The organism is Actinomadura sp. KC216 (genome assembly GCF_004348535.1).
Lineage (GTDB): Bacteria > Actinomycetota > Actinomycetes > Streptosporangiales > Streptosporangiaceae > Spirillospora.
The window spans coordinates 1-24,543 of sequence record NZ_SMJX01000109.1; the positions used below are offsets into that span (position 1 = coordinate 1).

The window sequence follows — 24,543 nt, forward strand, 5'->3', positions numbered from 1 at the left end:
ACCGGGTGTTCTCCGCGTCGCGGCTGGCCTCGCGGGTGGTGCGGCTGTCGGGGGCGTTGGAGGAGAACGTGCTGCTGGCAGCGGGTGGTGATGACACCGGGGAGCTGTATGCGGCGATGCGGTCGTTCGCCGGGCAGGGGGACGAGCGCCGGATCGCCCTGGCCGAGCGGCATCGGGCGGCGTTCGGGGCCAACGGTCCCGTCCTCGATGCCTACGCGGAGGGGTGTTACGACGGCGTCCATCTGCTGGTGGCGCTCGCGGCGGCGGGAGTGCTGAGCGCGCGCGAGGCCACGGCGGCGGCCCGGAGGCTCCTCGCGGGTGACGGAGAAGCGGAAGGCTGGGCGTGCGCGCCGCTGGGGCCGCCCGGGGCGGGCGGCTATCTGGCCAGGGCGGACGGCCTGGACCTCACCGTGATCACCCGGCTCTGAGGTCTTTTCGCTCTAAAGCTTTTCATTTGAAAAGAATGTCTTTAGGCTGCGCGCTGGAACCGCGAGGCCCGGTACTCCTCGCGGCTAAGGAGGACACCGTGACCGTCGAGGAAGCGCGGCCGGAAGGCTCCGATGGGCCCGCAGGCCCAGACGGCCCAGAGGGTTCCGCGGGCATCGAGCGCTACGGGTACAAGCAGGAGCTCCGGCGGTCGCTCGGGTTCCGGGACCTGGTGTTCTACGGGCTGGTCTTCATGGTCCCGATCGCCCCGTTCGGGATCTTCGGTTCCGTCTTCCAGGGCTCGGGCGGCATGGTCGCGCTCGCGTACGCGGTCGGCATGCTGGTCATGCTGTTCACCGCGGCGTCCTACTGGCAGATGGCGCGGGCGTTCCCGATGGCGGGCTCCGTCTACACCTATGCCGGACGCGGCATCACCCAGCCGGTCGGGTTCCTCGCCGGGTGGATGATCTTCCTCGACTACGTGCTGGTCCCGGCGCTGCTGTACCTGATCGCGGGCGTGGCGATGAACTCGCTCGTGCCGGACGTCCCGGTGTGGCTCTGGCTGGTCGGCTTCGTCGTCCTCAACACGGCGGTCAACTTCTTCGGCATCGAGATGACCGCGCGGATCACCCGCATCATGCTGGTCGCCGAGCTGATCGTCCTGGCGATCTTCCTGGTGGTGGGCGTGGTCGCGCTGGCCCAGGGCAAGGGGCACGACGGCGGCAGCCTCACGCCGATCTTCAACGACGAGACGTTCTCGTGGAGCCTGGTGTTCGGCGCCGTGTCGATCGCGGTGCTGAGCTTCCTCGGGTTCGACGGCATCTCGACGCTGGCGGAGGAGAACCGTGAGTCCGCCCGCGCCATCGGACGGTCGATGGTGGCCGCGCTGCTGCTGGTCGGGGTGCTGTTCATCGTCCAGACCTGGGTGGCGTCGCTGCTGGTCGAGAACCCGGACAAGCTTATACCGGACGGCGACCCCGAGGGCACCGCGTTCTACGACGCCGCCGACGTCGCGGGCGGGGTCTGGCTCGCCAAGCTCACCGCGGCGGCGACCGCGATCGCGTGGGGGTTCGCCAACTCGCTGGTCGCGCAGGCCGCGACGTCCCGGCTGCTGTACGCCATGGCGCGGGACCGGCAGCTGCCCGGCTTCCTCGCCAAGGTGCACGCCAAGCGGCAGGTGCCGGTGAACGCCACGCTGCTGGTCGCCGTCATCTCGCTGGCCCTCGGCCTCTACATGGAGCAGCGGGACGACGGCATCACGCTGCTCAGTTCGCTGGTCAACTTCGGCGCGATGACGGCCTTCCTGACGCTGCACGTGTCGGTCGTCGTCCACTACGTGGTGCGGTCGCGCAGCCGGAACTGGTGGGCGCATCTGATCGTGCCGGTGGTCGGGTTCTGCTTCCTCGGCTACGTCGTCTACAACGCGGACGTCGCCGCGCAGGAGCTCGGGTTCATCTGGCTCGGCATCGGCGTCGTCGTGCTGATCGTGCTGCTGGCCATGCACCGCCGTCCGACGCTGTCGGGCATCGCGGGCGACGGCGCGGACGGCGACCGCGCCAAGGGCGGCGACCGCGAGGGGTGACTCCACGCGACGGGTGACCCCCGCCTCAGGTGCCGTGGAGGATGACCTCGCGGAGGCGGCCCGACAGATGGCGGTGGAACTCGGTGCGATCGTTGGACCGCGGGAACGGCTCGTCCGGGACGGGGACGCCGAGGAACGCGCACAGCGGCTCCCACCCCTCCGCGACGTCGAACACCAGCAGGCGCTCGGCCGGGATCGCGGCCCTCACCTCGGCGACGTGCCGGTCGTAGACGTCCAGGACGTGGTCGCGGTCCTCGATGCGCCCGCCGAACGCGCGGTCCACGATGGTCGACTCGACGAGGCTGTTGAGGCGGGCGAGGTCCGGTGACCGCCGCGCCACCAGCCACCGGATGATCCGCTGCCGCGGCGACGGCCGCCGCTCCCCCAGGATGTGGTCGAAGATCGTGGACGAGATGCTGGCGTACCACCGCTCCGGGTCGCGGACGGTCAGGACCACCTTCGCGTCCGGGTAGCGGTCGGCGAGTTCCCGCCAGTAGGACGCCGCGGGCCAGTCGACCGCCGACGCGTATCCGGCGAAGACCTCGTCCCAGTCGGGGTCCTGGCCGTCCTCCGTGTCGAGCCAGTGCCGGATGCGGTGCGGCTCCGAGATGACGCCCCACATGTGGTAGCAGGGGCCGAAGCCCAGCTGCTCCAGTGCCGTCTGGAGGGAGGCCGTGCCGGTCCGTCCGAAGCCCGCTCCCAGCACCTTCATCGCGACTCCATTCCGCTCATCCGTCTGTGATCCGCGCCGTCTGCGACCCATGTCGTCCGCCTTCACGGTGATCGCACAGAATTGTCGGCAGATGCGAAGAATACGGCAATGATCTACATCCGACCACTTCTGGACGCGCCGTCCAGAACGGGGGTCAGCGGCCGCGGAGGATCAGGCGGGCCAGGCGGCGCGGGCGCTTGCCGTGCCAGGCCGCGCGCTCGTTCGACTGCGGGAACGGCTCGTCCGGGACGGGGACGCCGAGGAACGCGCACAGCGGCTCCCACCCCTCCGCGACGTCGAAGACCAGCAGCCGCCCGTCCGGGATCGTGGCCTTGACCTCGGCGATGTGCCAGTCGTAGACGTCGAGGACGTGGTCGCGGTCGTCGATGCGCCCGCCGAACACCCGGTCCATGACCGTCGCGCGGGCCATGCGGGGGTAGAGGGCGAAGTCCGGGGACCGCCGCTTCACCAGCCACCGGACGATCCTCCGCCGGAGCGGCAGCCGCCGCCGTTCCGCCAGCGCGCGGGCGAAGATGGTCGACGCGACGCTGTCGTACCACCGCTCCGGGTCCCGGACGGTCAGGACCACCTTCGCGTCCGGGTAGTGGTCGGCGAGTTCCCGCCAGTAGGACGCGGCGGGCCAGTCCAGCGCCGACCGGTATCCGGCGAAGACGTCGTCCCAATCGGGCGCGCGGCCCTCGCCGATGTCGAGCCACTGCCGGACGCGGCGCGGCTCCGCGATGACGGCCGACATGTGGTAGCAGGGGCCTAAGCCGAGACGTTCCAGGGCCGCCTTCAGCGAGGCGGTGCCCGTCCTGCCGAAACCCGCGCCGATCACCTTCATGGCAGCTCCGCTCCTCTGATCGGCCTCTCGGCCGCTCGGCCTCTGATCGGTCTCTGATCTGTTTCTGATCGTCGCCGCTTACATTCGGTCGGAAGAACCGCATTGTGGGCGGAATCGAGGAGTCGGGCAATGAGTCTCTTTCCGGGATCCCTTCTTGACGCGCTGCGCGAGTCGCCCGGCACGGCGGCGTTCGAGCACGCCGGCCGGGTCGTCTCCCGGGAGGAGCTACTGCAGCTCATCGGCAGGCTGGCGGGCGCGCTCCGGGACGCGGGGCTCGGCCCGGGCGACGGGCTCGCGGTCCGCACGTCCGTCACGCCGGAGGCGTTCGCCGCGCACGTCGCCGCGCACGTGGTCGGCTGCCGCGTCGTCGGCGTCCGGCCGGGGTACGCCACCGGGCAGCTCGCCCACGTCCTCGGGATGGGCGTCGACGCCCTCCTCGTCGACCCGGAGAGCGCGTCGCCGGACCTGCTCGAAGCCGCCGGGCCGATCCCGATACTGTCGCTCGGCGGCACCGGTCTCGCGGCGCGCGACCTCCTGGACCACCCGGCGACCGCGACGGCGCTCGACATCACGGCCCGTCCCGGCGACGTGGCCCTGCTGGCGTTCACCAGCGGCAGCACCGGACGGCCGAAGGGCTGCGCGGTCACCTACCGGGCGCTGAGCGAGCACTGGGCGTGGCAGCCGCGTTCCTGGGGCCTGGTCGCCGCCGGGTTCGCCGCAGCGTTCGAGCGGTACCTGCTGTTCGGGACGCTGGCCAGCATGGTGGTGTTCGAGTTCGCCGCGCCGTGCCTGCTGGGCGGCGGCACCGCCGTGATCCCCGAGGACGATGGCCGCCCCCTGTTCCCGTACGCGATCGAGCGCTACGGGATCACCGGGTCGATCGTGACCGTCCCGCGCCTCGGCCAGATGCTCGGCATCCTGCGCAAGGACCGGGTCGACGTGGGGAGCCTCCGGGCGCTGATGGTGTCGGGGTCGCCGCTCGGCCCGCACCGGCTGGCGGAGGCGGTGGAGCTGCTCGGGCCGGTCGTCTACAACGGGTACGGGCAGACGGAGGCGGGGTCGGTCTCGATGCTGACGCCCTCCGACATCGAGGCGGGCCGCCTGGACTCGGTCGGACGCCCGCACCCCGGCGTCGAGATCAGCATCCGCGCCCACGACGATGGCGGGGACGGCGGCGACGCCGTCAGGCGGATGCCCCGGGGGCAGACCGGCGAGATCTACGTCCGCAGCCCGTACATGATGACCGGCTACTGGGACGACGCGGCCGAGAACCTCGACACGCTCCGCAAGGGCGGCTGGGTGCGCACCCGCGATCTCGGGCATCTCGACCGGGACGGCTACCTCCACCTCGACGGCCGCGCCCGCGACGCCGTCATGGTCAACGCGATGGTGGTGTACGCGGGGCCGATCGAGCGGGTGCTGGCCGGGCATCCGGACGTCGCCGAGGCGTACGTGGTCGGGGCGCCCGACGAGCGGACGGGCGAGGCCGTCCACGCGTTCGTCATCCCCGCCGCCGGGCGCCACCCGGACGGTGCCGCGCTCAAGGAGATGTCCGCTGCCGTCCAGGAGGAGCTGGGCGAGGACAGCGTCCCGCAGACGATCAGCATCGTGCCGGCCGTCCCCACCAACGCGAGCGGAAAGCCCGACAAGCGGGCACTGCTGAAGATCGTCCCCCCCCCGGCTCCTGACGAACGTCGATCCGCGTTTCTGATCAACCTCTGAGATTCGCCGCCTTCACTTGGGTTGACCGTTCAATCACATCGTCGCCGTGGTGGAGGGTGTCGTGGCGAACCAAACCCTGGACTACCTGGTCATCGGAGCCGGACCGGCCGGCCTGCAGCTGGGCTACCTCCTCAAGAAGGCCGGGCGCAGCCATCTGATCCTGGAATCGGGTCCCGCGCCCGGAATGTTCTTCCGGACGTTCCCCCGCCACCGCCAGCTCATTTCGACGAACAAGAAGCACACGGGGACGGACGATCCCGAGCTCAACCTGCGGATGGACTGGAACTCGCTGCTCTCCGACGACCCCGAGCTCCTGTTCACCCGCTACAGCGACCGCTACTTCCCCGCGGCCGACGACATGGTCCGCTACCTCGCCGACTTCGCCGAGCGCTGCGACCTCGACATCGCCTACAACACCCGCGCCGCCGCCATCACGCGCGACGGTCAGGGCCGCTTCCAGGTCGTCGACGACCGGGGCGAGACCCGGCACGCGAAGCGGCTGATCATCGCGGCGGGCTTCACCCGGGCGAACGTCCCGCCGATCCCGGGCATCGAGACCGCCGACCTCTACGGCGACCATTCCACCGACCCGGCCGAATACCTGAACAAGCGGGTGCTGATCCTCGGCAAGGGCAATTCGGCGTTCGAGACGGCGGAGAACCTGATCGAGACGGCCGCGGTGATCCATGTGGCGGGGCCGCGGTCCCTCCGGATGGCGTGGCGGACGCATTTCGTCGGGCACCTGCGCGCCGTCAACAACAACTTCCTCGACACCTACCAGCTGAAGTCGCAGAACGCGATCCTGGACGGCGAGATCCGCCGCATCGAGCGACAGGCGGACGGCGGCTACCTGGTCACGGTCGCGTTCACCCGCGTGGACGAGGTCACCAAGGACATCCCCTACGACCGGGTGATCGTCTGCACCGGGTTCCGGGTGGACGCCTCGGTCTTCGGCGAGAACTGCCGTCCCGAGCTGACGATCAACGGCCGGTTCCCGGCGCTCACGCCCGCGTACGAGTCGGTGAACGTCCCCGGCCTGTTCTTCGCCGGGACGCTGACGCAGTCGCGCGACTTCAAGCACGGGACCAGCGGCTTCATCCACGGCTTCCGGTACGGCACGCGCGCGCTGCACCGCATCATGGAGCACCGCTACCACGGCACGCCGTGGCCGGGCCAGGCGCTCGGCACCGACCCGAAGGAGCTCGCGGCGGCGGTGCTGGCCCGGGTGAACCGCAGCTCGGCGCTGTGGCAGCAGTTCGGGGTGCTCGCGGACATGATCGTCCTGGACGGCGACGGCGGCGCCCGCTACCTGGAGGAGGTCCCGGCCGACTACCGGGACGCGCCCGTCTCCGACGCGGGCCCCGGCGGCTTCTTCACGATCACGCTGGACTACGGGCCCGACCACGACAAGGTCGACCCGTTCGACGTCTCGGTCGCGCGGATCTCCCAGAGCGACTCCGGCAACGCGCACGAGGGCCATTACCTGCACCCGATCGTCCGGCATCACCGGGACGGGGTGGTGGCGGCCGTCCACCACGTGACCGAGAACCTGGAGAACGAGTGGACGTCCGAGGAGGTCCACGCCGAGCCGCTGCGGGCGTTCTTCGCCCGGCAGACCGCGCCCACCCCGGTCCGGCCATGAGGCCGTCACCACCGGAACCGGCGAGCGTCCGCGAGTACGAGGCCGCGGCCCGCGAGCGGCTCGACCCGGTGCACTACGACTACTTCGCGGGCGGCGCGGGCGACGAGGTCACGCTGCGCGCGAACGAGGCCGCGTTCGGGCGGCTCGCGCTGCTCCCCCGCGTCCTGCGCGGCGCGGAGAAGCCGGAGCTGGGCGTCACGCTGCCGGGCGGAAGCGCGTCCATGCCGGTGCTGGTGGCGCCGACCGCGTTCCACCGGCTCGCCGACCCCGAGGGCGAGCGGGCCACGGCGCGGGCGGCCGCCGCCGCCGAGACGATCATGATCGTGAGCATGGCCTCGACCGTGGCGGTCGAGGACGTGGCCGCCGCGGCGCCCGAGGCCCGGCTGTGGTTCCAGCTGTTCGTCCAGCCGGACATGGCGTTCACCGAGACGCTGGTGCGGCGCGCGGAGGCGGCCGGGTGCGGCGCGCTGGTCGTCACGGTCGACTCGCCGGTCTTCGCCACGCGCGGCCGCGACCGGCGCAACGGCTTCCACGACCTCCCCGACGGCCTGTGCTGCGAGAACATGCGCGACGGCGACCGCGTCCGCCCGATCGAGTTCTCCCCCGCGATCTCCTGGGACCACATCGAGCGGCTCACCGGGATCACCCCCCTGCCGGTCGTGCTGAAGGGCGTGCTGCACCCGTCCGACGCGCGGACGGCGCTCGACCATGGCGTGTCGGCGCTGATCGTCTCCAATCACGGCGGTCGGCAGCTCGACACGGTCCCGGCCACCGTCGACGTCCTGCCGGAGATCGTGGCCGCGGTGGGCGGCGCGGTGCCGGTGCTGCTGGACGGCGGCGTCCGGCGCGGCACCGACGTGCTGAAGGCGCTGGCACTCGGCGCCACCGCGGTCGCGGTCGGACGTCCGGTGGTCTGGGGCCTGGGCGCGGACGGCTTGAGGGGTGCCGTCCGCGTCCTCGAACTTCTGCGGGCGGAGGTCGAGGAGGCGCTGGCGCTGTGCGGGGTCGCCTCCGTCCACGACCTGGAGCCGGGCATGGTGCGGCGGCTGAGGCCGTCATGGTGACGGTGCTGGTCGCGGCGGTGGCGGTGGCCGCCGTGCTGAGCCTGCCGTGGTGGCTGCCCGGCCGGGTCGTGGCGCTGCGCGGGCGGCTGTTCGCCCGCATCAACGGCGACGAGGGGCTCCCCGTCCCCGGCGACCTGATCGGCGTGGAGCGCTTCAGGGAGGTGTACGGGCACCCGGCGGCGGGCGGCCGGAGCAAGGGCGCCGTGCTGTCGGACCTGTTCTGGTACTGGCTGTCGCCGGGCGCCCACGTCCACCAGGAGCATCTGGAGGCGGGCGAGCGCTACGACGCGGTCGCCCGGACGACGCGCCGGTACCTCGCCGTCCCGCGCGCGGAGGCGGAGGAGCTGGCGCGCCGCTGCGTCTCCCGCGTCCTGCGCGAGCGCGCGCCGCGCGGCGACACCGCACGGCTGGTGCGGCTGCGCGACCTGATGATGCCGGTCTGGGCCGAGTTCTACTACGAGCTGGTGTTCGGCGAGCCGTGCCCGCGGGCGGCCCGCGATCTGATCGTCGGGAACGCCGACGACGTCGTCACCGCGCTGAAGTGCTGCGGGCTCCGCCACATGGGCCGCCGGCACCGGCTGACCCGCTACCTCGCCGGGCGGCTGGACGACGTCCGCCACCCCCTCCCGGACGGCCTGTCCGGCGAAGAACGCGCCTACTACCTGCAAGGAACGTTCTTCAACACGGCCGTCGTGCAGATGTCGGAGGCGATGGCGCACCTGCTGATGGTCCTCGCGCGGCACCCGGACGCGGCGGCAACCGCGCTCACCGGCGACGACCGCGCCTTCGACGCGGTGCTGCAGGAGACGATGCGGCTCTACCCGCTGTTCGGCGTCGCGCACCGCATCACCACCGGCGACATCGACCTCGACGACGGGACGTCCATCCCCGAGGGCTCGGTGCTGTGCTTCGGCTATCCCGAGTTCCACCGCACCGGGTTCGACGACCCCGGCCGCTTCGACCCCGGCCGGTTCCGCGACGGGCCCGCCGCCAAGGACCTGAACCACATCCCGTTCGGCATCGCCGCCAACCGGCCCTGCCCGGCGTGGCGGCTCGCGCCGATCACGATGCGGGTCGCGGCGCGGGAGGTGCTGCGCCGGTACGCGCTAGCCTCGACCGCCGCGCACACCAGATCGATGCCCAACCGGGGGCCGTGCCTGCTCGTCCCCCGCCACGCGCCCCTGACCCGCCGGGCCTGGACGCACCGCGCCGCGCTGCTGTTCATGTGGATCCGGGACCGCGCCGAGGACGTCTGGCGCAGCCTCGTCCAGCTCGTCCTCGGCACCTACATGGTGTGGGACGCGCGGCGCCAGCGGCTCTGCGAACGCCATTTCGCCCAACTGGAGACCAGCCATGCCTCTTCACGCAGCGGCACCCGCTGAAGCAGTCGGCGTCCTCGCGGCGGCGCCCGTCGATCCCAACCTCGCGCTGACCCTCAAGGTGCTCCCGGCGCTCGTCGTCATCCTGATCGCCGCGGCCGTGTGCGGGCGCCTGGCGCTGACGGTCGGCCAGCCGCGCGTGCTCGGCGAGATGGTCGCGGGCGTCCTGCTCGGCCCGACGCTGTTCGGGGCGGTGTGGCCGGAAGCGCAGGAGAAGGTGTTCCCGGACGAGGTCGTCCCGACCCTCTACATCGTGAGCACCATCGGGCTGACCCTCTACATGTTCCTCGTCGGCGCGGGCCTGGACCACGGTGCCCAGCGGCCGGGCGAGGGGAAGCGCGCGTCGCTGCTGGCCGTGTCGGGGATCGTGCCGTCGCTCCTGCTCGGCTTCGCCGTCGGCGCGCTGCTGTGGGGCACGCTCTCGCGCGACGACGTCGGACGCTGGCAGTTCGCGCTGTTCGTCGGCGGCGCGCTGTCGCTGACCGCGTTCCCGATGCTGGCGAGGATCCTCTACGAGCGCGGCCTGGAGAACACGCAGCTCGGGCGGCTGTCGCTGCTGGCCGCGTCCATCGACGACGCGGCGGCGTGGTGCCTGCTCGCCGTCCTGTCGGCGTGGCATCTCGGCACCGGCTCGGGCTCGGCGCTGCGCACCATCGGGCTCGCGGCCGTGTTCGCGGCGGTGATGCTGCTGGTCGTCGCCCGCGCGCTGCGCCCCCTCGGCCGCGAGGTCGCCCGGACGGGCACGCTCTCCGCGACCGGGCTGTACATCGTCGTCATCGTGGCGCTGACGGCGGGCTGGGCCACCGACTGGATCGGCGTGTACTCGGTGTTCGGCGGGTTCGTCGCCGGGCTCGCCATGCCCCGCGACCGGGCGTTCCGCGAGGCGCTGCACTCGCGGATGATGGGCGTCGTGTCGACGCTGCTGCTGCCGGTGTTCTTCGCCTTCTCCGGCCTGAACACCGAGCTCGCGGGCATCACGGGCGCGACCATGCTGCTCGCCTTCCTCGCGATCATGGCGGCGGGGTTCTGCGGGAAGTACTTCGGCTGCGCGCTCGCGATGCGCGGGCTCGGGTTCGGGTGGCGCGACTCCTACGCGGTCGGCGGGCTGATGAACGCGCGCGGGCTGATGATCCTGATCTTCATCAACATCGGGCTGGCGCAGGGCATGATCACCCGGGAGCTGTTCGCGATGCTGGTCCTCGTCGCGGTGATCACGACGGCGGGGGCCGTCCCGCTGTACCGGCTGGCGCTGCCGGAGCGGCTGGAGCGCGACCTCGTCGTCCCGGAGGCGAAGGAGCCCGCCGCGCAGGCCGCCTGACGAGTTTCGCGGGGCTTCGGTTCAAATTTAAAGAAAATTGTCCGATACTGTCCGGGCTCTGGTGGCCCGGCGGCGGCGGTGGGAGCGTTGGACCGTGGCCGATCCAACGGGCCCCGGCGACCCGCCACGCCGGCTGTTGATCGTCGAGGACGACCGCGAGCTCGCCCGGATGCTCGCCGGTCTGTTCGCCGAGCAGGGATACTCGGTCGACCTCGCCGCCGATGGTCAGCGCGGATTACATCGCGGGTTGAGCCGGGACTATGACGCACTGATCATCGACCGCGGGCTGCCCGTGCTCGACGGCGTCGAGCTGCTGCGCCGGCTGCGCGGCCGGGGCATCACCGCGCCCGCGCTCGTGCTGACCGCCTACGGCTCGGTCGCCGACCGGGTCGCGGGGCTGGACGCGGGCGCCGAGGACTACCTCGTCAAGCCGTTCGAGATCGACGAGCTGCTCGCCCGGGTCCGGGCGCTGCACCGCCGCCATCTCGACCGCGCGCAGGTGCTGCCGCTCGGCGCGGGCCGGCTCGACCCGCGGTCCCGGCTGGTCAGCCTGCCGACCGGCGAGCACGTGGCGCTGTCCGGCCGGGAGGCGCGGCTGCTGATGGCGCTGGCGACCCGCCCCGCCCAGGTGCACACCCGCGCCTCGCTGCGGCAGCGGGTGTTCGACGAGGCCAGGACGGAGTCGATCGTCGACACCTACGTGTACTACCTGCGCGCCAAACTCGGCGCGGACGTCGTCCGCACGGTGCGGGGCGTCGGCTACCGCCTGGGCGAGCTGTGAGTACCCGGCGCGACGTCCCCGATCCGGACCGGCGGATGCTGGCCAGGGCCCGCCGCCGCATCACCCTCCAGGTCGCGGCGGCCGTCACCGTGCCGCTCGGCGCCCTCGGCGCGGCCGTCTACCGCCGCGCGGCGGGCCGCCTCGACGCCGCCGCCCGGCGCAGGCTCCGCCGGACGCTCGCCGTGGCGGAGGCCGCGAGCGTGCCCGTCGCGCTGCTGGCCGGCCGCGCCATCGCCCGCCGGACGCTCGCGCCGCTGGCGGACGCCCTCGCCCGCCGCCGCCGGTTCGCCGCCGACGTCGGCCACGAGCTGCGCGCCCCGCTGACCCGCCTGCACACCGGCGCCCAGCTCGCCGCGCGCCGCCTGCGGACCGGCGCGGACGCCACCGCGGACGTGGACCGGCTCGTCACCGGCACCCGCCAGCTCGGCGAGATCGTCGAGGACGTGCTGGTCTCGGCCCGGCTCGGCCGGCGCCCCGCCGCGCTCGCCCCGGTCGACCTCGGCGCGCTCGCCGCCGACCTGGCGGTGTCCGAGTCGCCCCGCGCCCGCGAGCGCGGCGTGCGGATCGACGTCGACCGGAAGGGCGGCCGGGGCGTCGTGCGGGGATCGGAGCCGGCGCTGCGGCGGGTGCTGTCCGCGCTGCTCGACAACGCGCTCCGGCACACGCCTCCGGGCGGCCGCGTCCTGGTGACGGTGACGGGCACGGCGGAGGCGGTGGAGCTCACCGTCCGCGACGACGGCGACGGCTTCGACCCGCGGGCCGCCGCACGCCTGTTCGGCCGTTTCGCGGTCGGCTCGTCCGGCCCCTCCACGGGTCCGGCCGGTTTCGGCCTCGGGCTCGCCCTCGCCCGCGAGGTCGTGGCCGGCCACGGCGGCACCATCGGCGCAGGCGGGCGTCCGGGGGGCGGTGCGGTGTTCACCGTCCGGCTCCCGGCGGCCCCGCGCGGATATGTGCAAACCGCTTGTGATCTCCCTTACCCCCCGGGACACTGAATTCAATTCCACCCCCCGCGCGGTTCGCGCAATTCTCGTTCGTGCGTTTCCTGGAGGCAGTCATGTCCGTGCAGATGATCACCGAGGCGGAGGAGGCGCTCGGGCATCTGGAGCACCTCACCGCCGAGCTGCGCTCCCGCGGCTGGACGGTCGAGGTGGCCGCGCCGCACGACCGCCGGCCCTCCGCGCTCGTCGCCGACCCGCGGAACCCGGCCCTGAACGAGAGCGTCATCGCCACCCGGGAGCAGACGGACGGCGGCTGGTCCTACTTCTACGGGTGGGGCGAGCGGATCGCCCCCTGCGCCGACCCGGCGGCCGCCGCGGCCGCGCTCGGGCGGGTGCTCACCGCCCGCCGCGACAACTGATCCGCTCGTCGCACGAGGGCGGCCTCTCGCAGACCGGCGGGGTGACATTCCCCACCGGATGGGCATGATCGTGAGCCACCGACCGGCGGGCACCGTTCCAAGGACGCGGTGCTCGCAGCGCTCCCGCAAGCTCCCGCAACCCGGAGAGGATCGTCATGCGACCATCCGTCCGCGCCGCCGTCCCGCTGGCGGCGGCAGGCGCCGCGCTCGTCACGCTCGCCTACCCCGCCCTGGCGAACGCCGGCCAGGACAAGATCGAGGTCGACGGCCCGACGTACGTCTACGACCAGGCGTTCAAGGACGTCAAGACCAAGATCACCGTCGTCCGCGACAAGGACTCGACGAGCGTGCTCCTGCGGGCGACCGGATTCCCGGCGGACGCCGCCGGGAAGAAGTTCGGCGTCCACGTCCACGTCAACCCGTGCGGGCCGAAGGGCGAGGACGCCGGGCCGCACTACATGAACCCCGACGGCTCGCACGACCTGCCGATGGAGCACATGGAGATCTGGCTCGACGTCACGGTCGCGAAGGACGGCACCGGCCACTCCGGCGACGTCGTGCCGTGGCGGGTCGCCGAGAAGGCGGCCGGTTCGGTCATCATCCACGCCCTGCCCACCGACCCCGCCACGGGCGGCGCGGGCGCCCGCAACCTCTGCACCACGGTCCCGTTCTAGCGGTCCCGTTCTCACGAAGCCGCTCTAGCCGGGTGTGACGACCCGCCGCCGACCTGGCCCAGCGGCGGGTCACTCCGGACTCGCGGCCGCAAGGCCGAGCCTGTGGCGGGGTCAGGCCGACTTGCGGCCGCGTCCCTTCGCGGGCTCCTTCTTGGTCGCCGACCCGCTCCCGGACTTCGAGGACGACGACTTCCGCGCCGCGGGCTTCTTCCCGGACGCCGCCTTCCCCTCCTTCTCGCCGCGGCTCTTCTTCGCCGCCTCGACGCTGGCGCGCAGCGCGCTGAGCAGGTCGGCCGCGGGCTCCTCCTCGGCCTCCTCGGCCGGGCGGGTCACCTCCCGGCCCTCGACCTTGGCGTCGATCACCGCCTGGAGCGCCTCCCGGTAGGCGTCCTTGTACTCCGACGGGTCGAACTCGCCCTCCATCGACTCGATCAGCGAGGTCGCCATCGAGAGCTCCTGCTTGCGGACCTCGATGTCCTCGTCCAGGAACGGGAAGTCGGGGGTGCGGACCTCGTCCGGCCAGAGCATGGTCTCCAGCACGAACACGCCCTCCCGCACCCGCAGCGTCGCCAGCGACTCCCGCTGCCGGATCGCGATCTTGACGATGGCGACCTGCCCCGAGCTCTCCAGCGCGTCCCGCAGCAGCACGTACGGCTTCGCGCCCTGCGCGTCGGGCTCCAGGTAGTAGGACTTCGCGAAGTAGATCGGGTCGACCTCCTCCTGCTCCACGAACTGCAGGACGTCGATCCGGCGGCTGGACGACAGCGGCAGCTCGGCGAAGTCCTCGTCGGTGAGCACGACCATCTCCCCGCTCGGCAGCTCGTACCCCTTCGCGATGTCGGAGTACGGCACCTCCTCGCCGTCGGCCGTGCAGACCCGCTTGTACTTGATGCGCGCCCCGTCCTCCCTGTGCACCTGGTGGAAGCTGACGTCCCTCTGCTCGGTCGCCGAATACAGCTTCACCGGTATCGTCACCAGCCCGAACGAGATGGCGCCCTTCCAGATACTGCGCATGACCAGTCCTTACCCAGTGCGTTCAGGCCCCTAGCCTGGCAATCCCGTTCGATTTGCGCCACAGCGGGCCCTTGATCCTTTTCCGTGCGGCGGGACCGGGTAAGACGCCGGTATGACCATGCCGTGGCCCGTTGAGCCGATGATGGCCGCCACCGGGGACCTCCCCTCCGACGGCGAGAAATGGGGTCTGGAGCTGAAGTGGGACGGCGTCCGCGTGCTGTCGCACGTCTCCGCCGACGGCGTCCGGGCGGGCGGCCGGCGCGGCGGCGACGTCACGAGCCGCTACCCGGAGCTGTCCGCGCTCGCCGATCTCCTGCCCGACCACGACGTGATCCTGGACGGTGAGGTCGTCGCCTTCGAGGACGGCCGCCCCAGCTTCGAACGCCTCCAGCGCCGGATGCACGTGGCCCACCCCGACCCGAGACTGATCCGCGAGGTCCCCGTCAGGTACGTCGTGTTCGACCTGCTGTACCTGGACGGGCACGTCCTCTACGACATGCCGTACGCGCAGCGCCGCACCCTGCTCGCCGACCTGGACCTCGCCGGAACCGGTCCGGTCGAGGTGCCCCCGTACCTGCACGGCGCCGACACCGCCCAGGTGAGCGAGCTGCTCGCCTTCACCCGCGAGCAGCTTTTGGAGGGCGTGCTCGCCAAGCGCCTGAACTCCCCGTACCGTCCCGGCCGCCGCGTCGACTTCTGGCGCAAGGTGAAGAACTTCATGACGCGCGAGGTCATCGTCTGCGGCTGGAAACCCGGCAAGGGGCGCCGCGAAGGCGGCGTCGGCTCGCTCCTGCTCGGCGAGTACGACGTCAAAGGGGCGCTGGGCTTCGTCGGCCACGTCGGCACCGGCTTCTCCGACCGTGCCCTGGACGAGCTGTACGAGACCCTCTGGCCGCTGCGCCGCCCGACCAGCCCCTACGACGAGGCCGTCCCGCGCGAGTTCGCCCGCGACGCCCAATGGGTGGAACCGCAGCTCGTCGGCGAGGTCGCCTACAGCGCCCGGACGCGCGACGGCCGCCTGCGCTTCCCGTCCTGGCGCGGCCTCCGCGACGACAAGGACCCTCTGGAGGTCACCAGTGAGCAGTGACCCTGGAAAGCACCCTGGGAAGCACTCTGGGACGCGCCCATGAACGCCAAGCGGACGCCCGTCGAGGTGGACGGACGCAAACTGTCACTCTCCAACCTCGACAAGCACCTCTATCCGGAGTTCTCCAAGGGCGAGGTCATCGACTACTACGCCCGCATCGCCCCGGTGATGCTGCCGCACCTGAAGGACCGCGCCGCCACCCGCATCCGCTGGCCGGACGGCGTCGACGGCACCAAGTTCTTCGAGAAGAACGCCCCCTCCCACACCCCCGACTGGGTCCGGACGGCGACCATCCCGACCCCCGGCAGCTCCACGGGCCGCGACACGCTCGACTTCGTCGTCGTAGACGACCTGCCCACGCTCGTGTGGTGCGCCAACCTGGCCGCGCTGGAGCTGCACGTCCCGCAGTGGAAGGTCGGGCCGCGCGGCAAGGTGCACAACCCCGACCTGGTCGTCTTCGACCTGGACCCTGGCGCCCCGGCCACGATCGTGGAGGCGTGCGAGGTGGCGCACCTGCTCCGCGACGTGCTCGCCGAGGACGGCCTGGAGTCCTACCCGAAGACGAGCGGCAAGAAGGGCCTGCACCTGTACGTGCCGGTCAAGGAGCCGTCGACCGGGGAGCGGACGTCGGAGTACGCCAAGGCCGCCGCGCAGCGCCTCGCCGAGGAGCATCCCCGCCTCGTCGTCGCGAAGATGGACAAGCGCCTGCGCAAGGGCAAGATCTTCGTTGACTGGAGCCAGAACAACCCCGCCAAGACGACCGTCGCGCCGTACTCGCTGCGCGCGGGGAGCCGCGGCCCCACCGTCTCGACGCCCGTGACCTGGGACGAGCTGGACGCCTGCGAGAACGCCGCCGGCCTGACCTTCACCCCCGCCGAGATGCTCGACCGCGTCGAGGAACACGGCGACCTCCTGGAGCCGCTCCTCAAGGACCGCCAGCCGCTCCCCTGAGAGGCTTTGGCCCTTGCCGGGCGCCCTAAGTGGTCGAACAGGCACTCTCCGCCGCCACCGTCCGCCACCATGTCAGGGGGACACCACGTGGCCGGAAGGAAGAGGAAGTTGTCGCAGAACCACTATGACGCCGTGGTGCTGGGCGGGGGGACGGCGGGCGAGCTGGTGGCCTCCGGCCTCGCCCGCGCGGGCCGGGACGTCGCGCTCGTCGAGAACCGCCTCGTCGGCGGGGAGTCGCCGTACTTCGCGTGCGTGCCGTCCAAGTCGCTGCTGCTGTCGGCGCGGCGCGGCGAGACCTGGGAGATGGCCCTCGCGCGCCGCGACGAGCTGACCGGCCACCGCGGCGACGACCCCGCCGTCGCCCGCATGGCCGAGGCCGGGGTGACCGTGCTGCGCGGCCGGGGCCGCGTCCTCGAGCCGGGCCGCATCGAGGTGGACGGCGGGGTCCACGGCTATGGCGACCTCATCGTCTGCACCGGCAGCGAGCCGGTGATCCCGTCCATCGACGGCCTCGCCGATGTCCCGGTGTGGACGAGCGACGAGGCGCTGTCGGTGCCCGACCTGCCGCGCCGGCTGGTGATCCTCGGCGGCGGCCCGGTCGGCTGCGAGATGGCGCAGGTGTACGCGGCGTTCGGGTCGCAGGTGTCGGTGATCGAGGCGTCCGGGCGGCTGCTGACCGCCGAGGCGCCGTTCGCGGGGGAGGTGCTCGCCGACGCGCTCCGCCGGATGGGCGTCGACCTGCGGCTCGGGGCCGCGCTCGCCAACGTCGAGCGCAAGGACACCGGCCTGCGGCTGTGGCTGTCGGACGGCGGCACGCTCGACGCCGACCGCATCCTCGTCGCCGCCGGGCGGCGTCCCCGCGCGGAGGGCCTGAGCCTGGACAAGCTCGGCATCACGATCTCACCCGGCGAGGGCATCCCCGTGGACGAGACGTGCCAGGTCGCGTCCGACACGGGGGGTGTGTGGGCGGCGGGTGACGTCACGGGCGTCGCGCGCACCACGCACGCGGCCCGCTACCAGGCGCGTGTGGTGCTGTCCAACCTCCTCGGGCAGCGCCGCGAGGCCGACTACCGCGCGATTCCGCGCGTCGTCTACACCACCCCCACCGTCTACTCGGTGGGGGTCACGCCGACGCGGGCGGCGGAACTCGGCATAGACCTCCGCACCGCCGGGTACGACCTCGCCGCGACGGCCCGGGCGGCGGTCGAAGCCGACGAACGCGGCCGGGTGGAGCTGTACGCCGACCGCTCCCGCGGCCTGCTGATCGGCGCCGCCGCGGCCGGACTCAACGCCGAGGAGTGGATGAGCGAGATCGCGCTGGCCATCCGTGCGGAGACGCCGCTGAGCCTGCTCGCCGACGTCGTCCACGCGTTCCCGACCTACGGCGAGTCCGTCGAGGCGCCGCTCCGGGAACTGGCCGGGCAGGTGTAGGCAGAGCCCCCCGACATCGACGCGCGAACCGACGCGTGAGGAGGACCCGCTGATGAGCGAGACCGACGACCTGGAACCACCGCCGCCCGAGAACGACGCCGACGCCGACGCGGACGCGGTCCGCGAGGCCAACGAGGCGGACGCGGCCGAGCAGCGCGCCGCCCTCGACGACGAAGCGGGCCCGCGCGAGTGGTTCGCGCAGGTCCCCGACGACGTCAACGAGGCGGACGCGGCCGAGCAGCGCCGGGAGGTCCGGCTCGATGAGGACGACTACCGCTAGCCGGCCCGGCGGGTGACAAAGTCGCCCGAAGATCGGGGTGGGGATGCCCCCGGACCCTCGCCGGAAATACACTGACCTGCGTGAAAGGAACGTCGCCGGGCCAAGCCAGTGACCGGCGGAGTTACTCACGCGTAGGATGAGGGACAGTTCCCACGCGGCGGACGCCTCCCATCCGCCGCACACATCGGTGATCGGAGAGTGTGGTGACCGCGACCCCGGACGCACGCCCCCGCGGCACGAGGCTGCCGCGGCTGGCGCGCCGCAGGCAACTGCTGGGCGCGGCCCAGGAGGTGTTCGTCGCGCAGGGGTACCACGCCGCGGCGATGGACGAGATCGCCGAGCGCGCAGGCGTCAGCAAGCCCGTGCTCTACCAGCACTTCCCGGGCAAGCTGGAGCTGTACCTGGCCCTGCTGGACGAGCACGCCGAAGCCCTGGTGAAGATCGTCCGCGAGGCGCTGGACGCCACCACCGACAACAAGCTCCGCGTCCAGGCGAGCATCCGCGCCTTCTACGACTTCGTCGCCGGCGAGGGCGAGGCGTACCGGCTGGTCTTCGAGTCCGACCTGCGCAACGTCGCGCCCGTCCGGGCCCGCGTCGACCGCGCCAACCAGCAGTGCGCCGAGATGATCGCCCAGGTCATCGCCGAGGACACCGACGCCCCGAGCGACGAGGCGCACCTGCTCGGCATGGGCCTGGTCGGCATGGCGGAGGTCAGCGCCCGCTACTGGCTGTCCCAGCACCGCGCCATCCCCAAGGACACCGCCGAGAAGATCATCGCCCGGCTGGCCTGGCGCGGCATCTCCGGCTTCCCCCGCGCCGGCGAGAACCCGTAGCACCGGACGCCCCGGCCCGGCCGCGCGGCCCGGGGCCCGGCCCGGCCCGGTTTCACGCTAGGCCGAACCCCCTGACGCCGCATCGGCCCGTCCGCGTGCGAACATCGAGATCAAGAAGGGCCCGCCGGCGGTCGGCGGGCCGTGACTGGACGACGGGAGCAACGCGTGCAGGTTCGCATCGGCGTGCAGAACGTTCCGAAGGAACTCGTGGTCGACACCCGGGAGTCGGCCGACGAGGTGCAGGCCGCGCTGGCCGACGCCCTCTCCGATCCGCACGGGGTGCTCGTCCTCCAGGACCGCCGTGCCGGACGGGTCCTCATCCCCGCCGGCCGGGTCGGCTACCTGGAGATCGTCGAGGACGAGCAGCGCAGCGTCGGCTTCGGCACCCAGTACACCTGATCCACCCTTCGACCGGGGCTTGACCTGCATTTTGTTTGACTCTGGCACGCAGGGCACATCGATCTTCGACCACGGGCCACCGGCCCACGGAAGAGGAATGGATGATCGACATGCTCACGACGGTCCTCTGGTTCATCATCGTCGGTGCCGTCATCGGAGCTCTGGCGCGGCTGCTCGTCCCCGGACGCAACCCGATCGGTGTCCTGCTCACGGTGCTCGTCGGGATCGCCGGCGCCGTCATCGGCGGCGTCATCGCGGACGCGCTCGGCGCGGGCTCCTTCATCGCCTTCGTGTTCGCGATCCTGATCGCCGCGCTCGGCGTCGCCGCGCTCGCGTCGGCGAACACGCGCGGCATCGGCTTCGGCAAGCGCCGCACCCCGCTGGGTCGGCGCCACGGCTGGCGCCCCCGCCGCCGCACCTACTAGCCGCCCGGCCCCGGTCGCCCGGCCCTAGCCGTCCGGCCGGCCGGCGACGCGAACCGAGTCGACATTGGACCAAGCCAAAGGCCCTCGCACGCGCTGCCAGCGGGGGCCTTTCCGTCCCCGGAATGCTCCGGTGTGCTCCAGAATGCTCCGATGTCCGGAAGTGGCCGCCGCGCAGGCGCCGCCGACCGGTCCGCACCACGCGCCCCCGGCGCCGCATATGCCCTGGCGGGCAAGCCGCGGAATAGATCAAACCATGCAAACGTTGGACACGGTGATCGGCTATTGGTGTATGCAATCAACGGTCGGTACACTGCGTCGCGGAGTGTGACCGCACGCAGCCACAGCGAGTGACTGCTTTCGACCCCTGACTGCGGTCGCCGGAACATTTTGAGCAACGGCTGGTCCCTCCCGCGCGAGCGCGCGGCCGGAAGAAGAGCGATCGGCGGGCACGCCCGAGACGGCGCCGCCCTCCGATGGGCCGCGCCGCACCCGGGAGTAGAGACCCCGCATATTGGAGGCTGAAAGCCCTGACTACCTTTCGTGAACTCGGGGTCGTCCCCGAGATAGCAGATGCCCTTGAAGCGGAGGGCATCGTCCAAGCGTTCCCCATCCAGGAGCTCGCCCTGCCGATCGCGCTGGGCGGGCACGACATCATCGGCCAGGCCCGCACGGGCACCGGCAAGACCCTCGCGTTCGGCGCCGCGCTGCTGCAGCGCATCGAGCACGGCGGGCGCGCCCCGCGCGCCCTCGTCGTCGCGCCGACCCGCGAGCTGGCCCTCCAGGTCACCGACGACCTCCTGGTCGCCGGCGGCAAGCTCGGCTCTCGCGTGCTGTCCGTCTACGGCGGCCGCGCGTACGAGCCGCAGATCACGGCGCTCCGCGAGGGCGTCGACGTCGTCGTCGGCACGCCGGGCCGGCTGCTCGATCTCGTCAAGCAGAAGCACCTCGACCTCTCTCAGGTCGGGATCCTGGTGCTGGACGAGGCCGACCGCATGCTCGACCTCGGCTTCCTGCCCGACATCGAGCGGATCATCGAGCGGATCCCGGCGCAGCGGCAGACGATGCTGTTCTCCGCGACCATGCCGGGCGAGATCGTCGCGCTGTCGCGCCGGTACCTGACCCGCCCGACCAACGTCCGGGCCGAGTCGCACACCGAGTCGGACGCGACGCCGCAGGTCGTCCAGCACGTCTTCCAGGCCCACCAGATGGACAAGCCGGAGATGCTGGCCCGCCTGCTGCAGGCCGAGAACCGTGGCCTGACCATGGTGTTCTGCCAGACGAAGCGGGCCTGCGACCGGGTGGCCGCCGACCTCGCGCAGCGCGGCTTCGACGCCGCGGCCGTGCACGGCGACCTCGGGCAGAGCCAGCGCGAGCGGGCGCTGCGCGCGTTCCGCAACGGCAAGATCGGCGTGCTGGTCGCCACCGACGTGGCCGCCCGCGGCCTCGACGTCGACGACGTCACCCATGTCGTCAACTACGAGTGCCCCGACAGCGCCGACACCTACGTGCACCGCATCGGCCGGACCGGCCGCGCGGGCAAGGAGGGCGTCGCCGTCACCCTGGTCGACTGGTCCGACCTCACCCGCTGGAAGCTGATCAACGGGACCCTCGGGCTGCCGTTCGCGGAGCCGGAGGAGACCTACTCCACGTCCCCGCACTTCTTCGCGACGCTCGGGATCCCCGAGGGCACGAAGGGGCGGCTGCCCGCGGAGCTGCGGAACGGGCGCGCCGGGCTGGACGCCGAGGAGCTGGAGGACATCGGCGAGACCGGCAAGGTCCGCAGCCATGTCCGCGACCGGGACCGCGACCGGGACCATGACCGGGAGCGCCCGCGGCCTCGCCGCCGCAAGCGCAGCCGGGCCCGGACCCGCGCCGGCAAGCCGGTGGAGGGAACCGCGTCCGCGTCGTCGGAGGCCCCCAAGGCGGACGACAACGTCGTCGATGCCGTGGCCACCGAGCGCAAGCGCAGCCGCGGCCCGCGCCGCCGCACCCGCGCGGGCAAGCCGGCCGCCGCCCAGGCGGCCGACACGGCGGACTCACAGCAGACCGCCTGATCGACGGAGCCGACCGCGAGACTACCGCTCAGTCTCGCGGTTTTCTCTTGCCCGCCGTTGGCCGCGGCCCGCGCCCGACCGGGCGCCTCAGCCGTCCCGGAGCTTGAGCGCGATGGCCGGATGATCGGTCACCAGGACGGCGACCCGCGGATCGCGCAGGAACCGCTGCATGACGGGCTCGGCGTTGACCGTCCACACCATGGCGGGAATCCCGGCGCGGCCGCACTGCCGCAGCACCCCCACGCGGGCGAGCCGGTGGTTGACGGCGACCATGTCGGCGCCCGCCTTCCGGATGAGCCGCAGCGGCGCGAAGTCGTGCGCGATGCCGCGTTCCCACAGGTTGCGCCCGACCGACAGCGCCGTCCGGACGCCCGGGAAGCTCTTCTTGATCTCCACGAGCGAGAGCACCTCCCGGGTGGTGACGACGAAGCCGTCCCGCCCGAACGCCTCCACGGCCAGCGCCACGGTCTCGTGCTCGCAGCCGCGCTCCTTCAGGTCGAGGTGCCCCCGCGCGCGCCCGCCGATGATGTCCATGGCCTCGCTGACCAGCGGGATCGGGCGCGGCGACAGCTCCTGCGCCCGGTCGTAGCTGAGCCGGTTCAGGGGAAGCCCGGCGAGGTCGGGGTCATGGTGGACGACGAGCCGCCCGTCCCCCGTCCGCCGGATGTCGATCTCCACGTACTCGGCACCGGACTCGACGGCCTCGGTGAGACCGGCCAGGCCCGCTTCGTCGCGGCGATGCGCGGAGACGGCAGGCTTCGGACGCACCCTGCGACGCTATCACCGGAAGATTTCCAGCAGGCCGCCGCTCTGACGCATTGACTATGGTGGTCACCTGTGAGTACGCCCCGGTTCCTGAAGCTGCCCCCCGGCGTTCGCCGGACGACCATCGAGACGTCCCGCGGCCCGTTCGCCGCCCTGGAGGCGTTGCCGGGATCCGGTGTGCCGGAACGCGGTCCCGCGCTCCTCGTGCCCGGACTCACCGGCAGCAAGGAGGACTTCCTCGGAGTCCTGCAGACCCTCGCCGCGTCCGGGCGCCGCGTCGTGTCGATCGACATGCGCGGCCAGTACGAGTCCATCGGCCCGGACGACGAGTCCGCCTACAGCAGGGCCGCGCTGGGCGAAGACCTCACCGTCCTGCTCGAAAAGCTCGGCCCCGACCCCGTCCACCTGGTCGGGCATTCGTTCGGCGGGCTGGTGAGCCAGGAGACGGTGCTCGCCGACCGGGTCCGTCCGGCGTCGCTCACCCTGATGAGCTCCGGCCCGTGCGCCGTCACCGGCCAGGCCGCCGCGAAGGCGCAGGCGCTGCGCGACGCCATCCCGCAGCTCGGCATGCAGGCGATCTGGGAGATCGCCCTGGAGCCCGACTACGGCAAGCGCGGGCTCGAAGAGGAGATCGTCGCCTTCATCAAGGCCCGCACGCTCGGCAACTCCGAGACGGGCCTGGTCTGCATGTCCGACGGGATCCTCACCGCCCCCGACCAGGTCGAGGAGCTGGCCAAGCACTGCGCCGACTCGAACCTGCGCACGCTCGTCCTCTACGGCGAGAACGACGACGTCTGGGAACCGGCCATCCAGGCGGCGATGGCGGAGCGCCTGAACGCGTCCAAGGTCGTCATTCCCGGCGCGGCCCATTCCCCCGCTTGGGACGCACCCGAAACCACCGCGACGGCTCTGACCACCTTCTGGAACCAGGCAGAAAACCCTTGCCGGCAATAAAGCGGGCAAACAACTGGCAACTCTCCGTACTGACCCTCTGTCTTCCAGCAAGAACCACGGTCGGCTACAGGAAGATTGCGCGCTGGAGCGGGATTCGGCCTAGGCTTGGTACATGCCGGTGGATTACCGAGCCCCCAATATCAATGCCCGGAGCCTGGGCCAGCACCTACGGAAGATCCGGGAACTCCTTGAACTGTCCTACCTCGACGCGGCGTCCCACCTCGGCCGCAACGCCGACTGGCTCGCCCGCGTCGAGACGGGTTTCGGCCACGTCACTCCCGCCGAGATCGCCGAGATCCTGGACGCCTACGGCGTCCCCCGCAAGATCCGCGACGTCCTGGTCGACCTGGCGTCCCGCCCCGACGGCCCGCCCTGGCTCGCCCGTCATGTCGGACGGCTGAAGGCGCTCGTCCGCGACATCTACACGATCGAATCGGAGTCCTCGCTCGTCCACACCTTCGGCATCGCGCGGATGCCGGAGCTCGTCCGCTGCGAGGCGTACGCGCGCCTGGTCTACGGGTACCACCTGCCCAGGCTGGACGTGGACGAGGAGCTCGACCTGCTCCGCAGCCGCCAGCAGCACCGCCCCGGCGGCCGTCCCCGAACCCTGGACGTGATCCTGGACGGCTACATGCTGGAGCGCCACAACGGCCCAGCCGACGTCATCCGCGCCCAGTTCACCCACCTGCTCGACCTCTCCGAGGACGGCCGGTCGACCGTCCGCGTGATCCCGACGTCCAGGGGCGTCCACGCGGGCCTGCACGGCTCTTTCGACGTGTTCGAGTTCCCGGACGTCACCGACCGGATCTCGATCGTCTACACGGCCCTCGGCATCGACGCGTCCCCGGT

24 protein-coding genes and 1 pseudogene are annotated in these 24,543 nt (G+C 72.1%); 21 read left to right on the forward strand and 4 right to left on the reverse strand.

Annotated elements, in window-relative coordinates:
- Together E1264_RS20135 and E1264_RS20140 are read left to right on the forward strand one after the other, a co-directional pair.
- A pseudogene (locus tag E1264_RS20135) lies at positions 1–428 on the forward strand (hypothetical protein); the annotation flags it as partial.
- 98 nt (positions 429–526) lie between these two features.
- A complete protein-coding gene (locus E1264_RS20140; RefSeq protein ID WP_243711047.1) occupies positions 527–2,008 on the forward strand; it encodes an APC family permease in 1,482 nt (493 codons plus the stop codon).
- 25 nt (positions 2,009–2,033) lie between these two features.
- On the opposite strand, the gene E1264_RS20145 is transcribed toward E1264_RS20140, so the two are convergent.
- Both E1264_RS20145 and E1264_RS20150 read right to left on the reverse strand, forming a co-directional pair.
- Positions 2,034–2,720 carry a sulfotransferase family protein gene (locus E1264_RS20145; RefSeq protein WP_132175746.1) on the reverse strand — a complete coding sequence of 229 codons (687 nt, stop codon included), beginning with the start codon at positions 2,718–2,720 and terminating at the stop codon, positions 2,034–2,036.
- Between the two features lie 154 nt (positions 2,721–2,874).
- Positions 2,875–3,564 (reverse strand): sulfotransferase family protein, encoded by a 690-nt coding sequence (locus E1264_RS20150; RefSeq protein WP_132175748.1) that lies wholly within the window; start codon positions 3,562–3,564, stop codon positions 2,875–2,877.
- A gap of 129 nt (positions 3,565–3,693) precedes the next feature.
- Between E1264_RS20150 and E1264_RS20155 the strand changes: the two genes are divergently transcribed.
- The 9 genes from E1264_RS20155 to E1264_RS20195 all read left to right on the forward strand — a co-directional run bounded on the left by E1264_RS20155 (position 3,694) and on the right by E1264_RS20195 (position 13,501).
- On the forward strand, positions 3,694–5,286 hold the full coding sequence (locus E1264_RS20155; RefSeq protein ID WP_132175750.1) for a fatty acid--CoA ligase family protein: 1,593 nt from the start codon (positions 3,694–3,696) through the stop codon (positions 5,284–5,286).
- A gap of 61 nt (positions 5,287–5,347) precedes the next feature.
- On the forward strand, positions 5,348–6,928 hold the full coding sequence (locus E1264_RS20160) for an NAD(P)-binding domain-containing protein (protein ID WP_243711048.1): 1,581 nt from the start codon (positions 5,348–5,350) through the stop codon (positions 6,926–6,928).
- A complete protein-coding gene (locus E1264_RS20165) occupies positions 6,925–7,992 on the forward strand; it encodes an alpha-hydroxy acid oxidase (RefSeq protein WP_132175752.1) in 1,068 nt (355 codons plus the stop codon). Before E1264_RS20160 ends, E1264_RS20165 begins: the two co-directional genes overlap by 4 nt.
- Positions 7,986–9,374: a cytochrome P450 gene (locus E1264_RS20170; protein ID WP_132175754.1), complete on the forward strand. Its 1,389-nt coding sequence runs from the start codon at positions 7,986–7,988 to the stop codon at positions 9,372–9,374. Before E1264_RS20165 ends, E1264_RS20170 begins: the two co-directional genes overlap by 7 nt.
- Positions 9,346–10,689 (forward strand): cation:proton antiporter, encoded by a 1,344-nt coding sequence (locus E1264_RS20175; protein ID WP_132175756.1) that lies wholly within the window; start codon positions 9,346–9,348, stop codon positions 10,687–10,689. The genes E1264_RS20170 and E1264_RS20175 overlap by 29 nt, the downstream gene beginning before the upstream one ends.
- A gap of 94 nt (positions 10,690–10,783) precedes the next feature.
- On the forward strand, positions 10,784–11,470 hold the full coding sequence (locus tag E1264_RS20180; protein ID WP_207936039.1) for a response regulator transcription factor: 687 nt from the start codon (positions 10,784–10,786) through the stop codon (positions 11,468–11,470).
- Entirely contained in the window at positions 11,467–12,462 is a 996-nt protein-coding gene (locus E1264_RS20185; RefSeq protein WP_132175758.1) for a HAMP domain-containing sensor histidine kinase, read from the forward strand. The genes E1264_RS20180 and E1264_RS20185 overlap by 4 nt, the downstream gene beginning before the upstream one ends.
- A 62-nt stretch (positions 12,463–12,524) precedes the next feature.
- The gene (locus E1264_RS20190) at positions 12,525–12,827 is read left to right on the forward strand and encodes a hypothetical protein (protein WP_132175760.1); all 303 of its coding nucleotides are present in this window, start codon (positions 12,525–12,527) and stop codon (positions 12,825–12,827) included.
- 155 nt (positions 12,828–12,982) lie between these two features.
- Complete coding sequence (locus E1264_RS20195; RefSeq protein WP_132175762.1) at positions 12,983–13,501, forward strand: superoxide dismutase family protein; 519 nt, start codon at positions 12,983–12,985, stop codon at positions 13,499–13,501.
- 111 nt (positions 13,502–13,612) lie between these two features.
- Here E1264_RS20195 and E1264_RS20200 read toward each other — a convergent pair whose 3' ends face one another.
- Complete coding sequence (locus E1264_RS20200; protein WP_132175764.1) at positions 13,613–14,515, reverse strand: Ku protein; 903 nt, start codon at positions 14,513–14,515, stop codon at positions 13,613–13,615.
- Positions 14,516–14,627: 112 nt separating this feature from the next.
- Between E1264_RS20200 and ligD (E1264_RS20205) the strand changes: the two genes are divergently transcribed.
- The 8 genes from ligD (E1264_RS20205) (at position 14,628) to E1264_RS20240 (ending at position 21,975) form a co-directional block, all read left to right on the forward strand.
- Positions 14,628–15,602 carry a non-homologous end-joining DNA ligase gene (gene ligD, locus E1264_RS20205; protein WP_132175766.1) on the forward strand — a complete coding sequence of 325 codons (975 nt, stop codon included), beginning with the start codon at positions 14,628–14,630 and terminating at the stop codon, positions 15,600–15,602.
- 39 nt (positions 15,603–15,641) lie between these two features.
- On the forward strand, positions 15,642–16,553 hold the full coding sequence (ligD, locus tag E1264_RS20210) for a non-homologous end-joining DNA ligase (RefSeq protein ID WP_132175768.1): 912 nt from the start codon (positions 15,642–15,644) through the stop codon (positions 16,551–16,553).
- 108 nt (positions 16,554–16,661) lie between these two features.
- The gene (locus tag E1264_RS20215) at positions 16,662–17,984 is read left to right on the forward strand and encodes an NAD(P)/FAD-dependent oxidoreductase (protein WP_243711049.1); all 1,323 of its coding nucleotides are present in this window, start codon (positions 16,662–16,664) and stop codon (positions 17,982–17,984) included.
- A 52-nt stretch (positions 17,985–18,036) separates the two neighbouring features.
- Positions 18,037–18,264: a hypothetical protein gene (locus E1264_RS20220; RefSeq protein ID WP_132175770.1), complete on the forward strand. Its 228-nt coding sequence runs from the start codon at positions 18,037–18,039 to the stop codon at positions 18,262–18,264.
- A gap of 203 nt (positions 18,265–18,467) precedes the next feature.
- Entirely contained in the window at positions 18,468–19,097 is a 630-nt protein-coding gene (locus E1264_RS20225; RefSeq protein ID WP_132175772.1) for a TetR/AcrR family transcriptional regulator, read from the forward strand.
- 165 nt (positions 19,098–19,262) lie between these two features.
- Positions 19,263–19,496, forward strand: a complete 234-nt coding sequence (locus tag E1264_RS20230; protein WP_132175774.1) for a DUF3107 domain-containing protein — start codon at positions 19,263–19,265, stop codon at positions 19,494–19,496.
- Positions 19,497–19,597: 101 nt separating this feature from the next.
- Entirely contained in the window at positions 19,598–19,921 is a 324-nt protein-coding gene (locus tag E1264_RS20235; protein ID WP_243711050.1) for a hypothetical protein, read from the forward strand.
- Positions 19,922–20,394: 473 nt separating this feature from the next.
- The gene (locus E1264_RS20240; protein WP_132175776.1) at positions 20,395–21,975 is read left to right on the forward strand and encodes a DEAD/DEAH box helicase; all 1,581 of its coding nucleotides are present in this window, start codon (positions 20,395–20,397) and stop codon (positions 21,973–21,975) included.
- 87 nt (positions 21,976–22,062) lie between these two features.
- Here E1264_RS20240 and E1264_RS20245 read toward each other — a convergent pair whose 3' ends face one another.
- Positions 22,063–22,743, reverse strand: coding sequence for a glycerophosphodiester phosphodiesterase (locus E1264_RS20245; protein WP_132175778.1), 681 nt, complete (start codon positions 22,741–22,743; stop codon positions 22,063–22,065).
- Between the two features lie 69 nt (positions 22,744–22,812).
- On the opposite strand from E1264_RS20245, the gene E1264_RS20250 reads away from it, so the two are divergent.
- Positions 22,813–23,694, forward strand: coding sequence for an alpha/beta hydrolase (locus tag E1264_RS20250; RefSeq protein WP_132175780.1), 882 nt, complete (start codon positions 22,813–22,815; stop codon positions 23,692–23,694).
- Between the two features lie 112 nt (positions 23,695–23,806).
- The coding region (locus tag E1264_RS20255; RefSeq protein WP_132175782.1) for a helix-turn-helix transcriptional regulator at positions 23,807–24,543 on the forward strand (737 nt) is incomplete at its 3' end.

Bases quoted from the DNA above. Each gene is read 5' to 3' on its own strand.
- ligD (WP_132175768.1), top strand. From the start codon at position 15,642: ATGAACGCCAAGCGGACGCCCGTCGAGGTGGACGGACGCAAACTGTCA.
- E1264_RS20170 (WP_132175754.1), top strand. From the start codon at position 7,986: ATGGTGACGGTGCTGGTCGCGGCGGTGGCGGTGGCCGCCGTGCTGAGC.
- E1264_RS20235 (WP_243711050.1), top strand. From the start codon at position 19,598: ATGATCGACATGCTCACGACGGTCCTCTGGTTCATCATCGTCGGTGCC.
- E1264_RS20175 (WP_132175756.1), top strand. From the start codon at position 9,346: ATGCCTCTTCACGCAGCGGCACCCGCTGAAGCAGTCGGCGTCCTCGCG.
- E1264_RS20145 (WP_132175746.1), bottom strand. From the start codon at position 2,720: ATGAAGGTGCTGGGAGCGGGCTTCGGACGGACCGGCACGGCCTCCCTC.
- E1264_RS20220 (WP_132175770.1), top strand. From the start codon at position 18,037: ATGAGCGAGACCGACGACCTGGAACCACCGCCGCCCGAGAACGACGCC.
- E1264_RS20165 (WP_132175752.1), top strand. From the start codon at position 6,925: ATGAGGCCGTCACCACCGGAACCGGCGAGCGTCCGCGAGTACGAGGCC.
- E1264_RS20200 (WP_132175764.1), bottom strand. From the start codon at position 14,515: ATGCGCAGTATCTGGAAGGGCGCCATCTCGTTCGGGCTGGTGACGATA.
- E1264_RS20155 (WP_132175750.1), top strand. From the start codon at position 3,694: ATGAGTCTCTTTCCGGGATCCCTTCTTGACGCGCTGCGCGAGTCGCCC.
- E1264_RS20195 (WP_132175762.1), top strand. From the start codon at position 12,983: ATGCGACCATCCGTCCGCGCCGCCGTCCCGCTGGCGGCGGCAGGCGCC.
- E1264_RS20190 (WP_132175760.1), top strand. From the start codon at position 12,525: ATGTCCGTGCAGATGATCACCGAGGCGGAGGAGGCGCTCGGGCATCTG.
- E1264_RS20240 (WP_132175776.1), top strand. From the start codon at position 20,395: ATGGGCCGCGCCGCACCCGGGAGTAGAGACCCCGCATATTGGAGGCTG.
- E1264_RS20150 (WP_132175748.1), bottom strand. From the start codon at position 3,564: ATGAAGGTGATCGGCGCGGGTTTCGGCAGGACGGGCACCGCCTCGCTG.
- ligD (WP_132175766.1), top strand. From the start codon at position 14,628: ATGACCATGCCGTGGCCCGTTGAGCCGATGATGGCCGCCACCGGGGAC.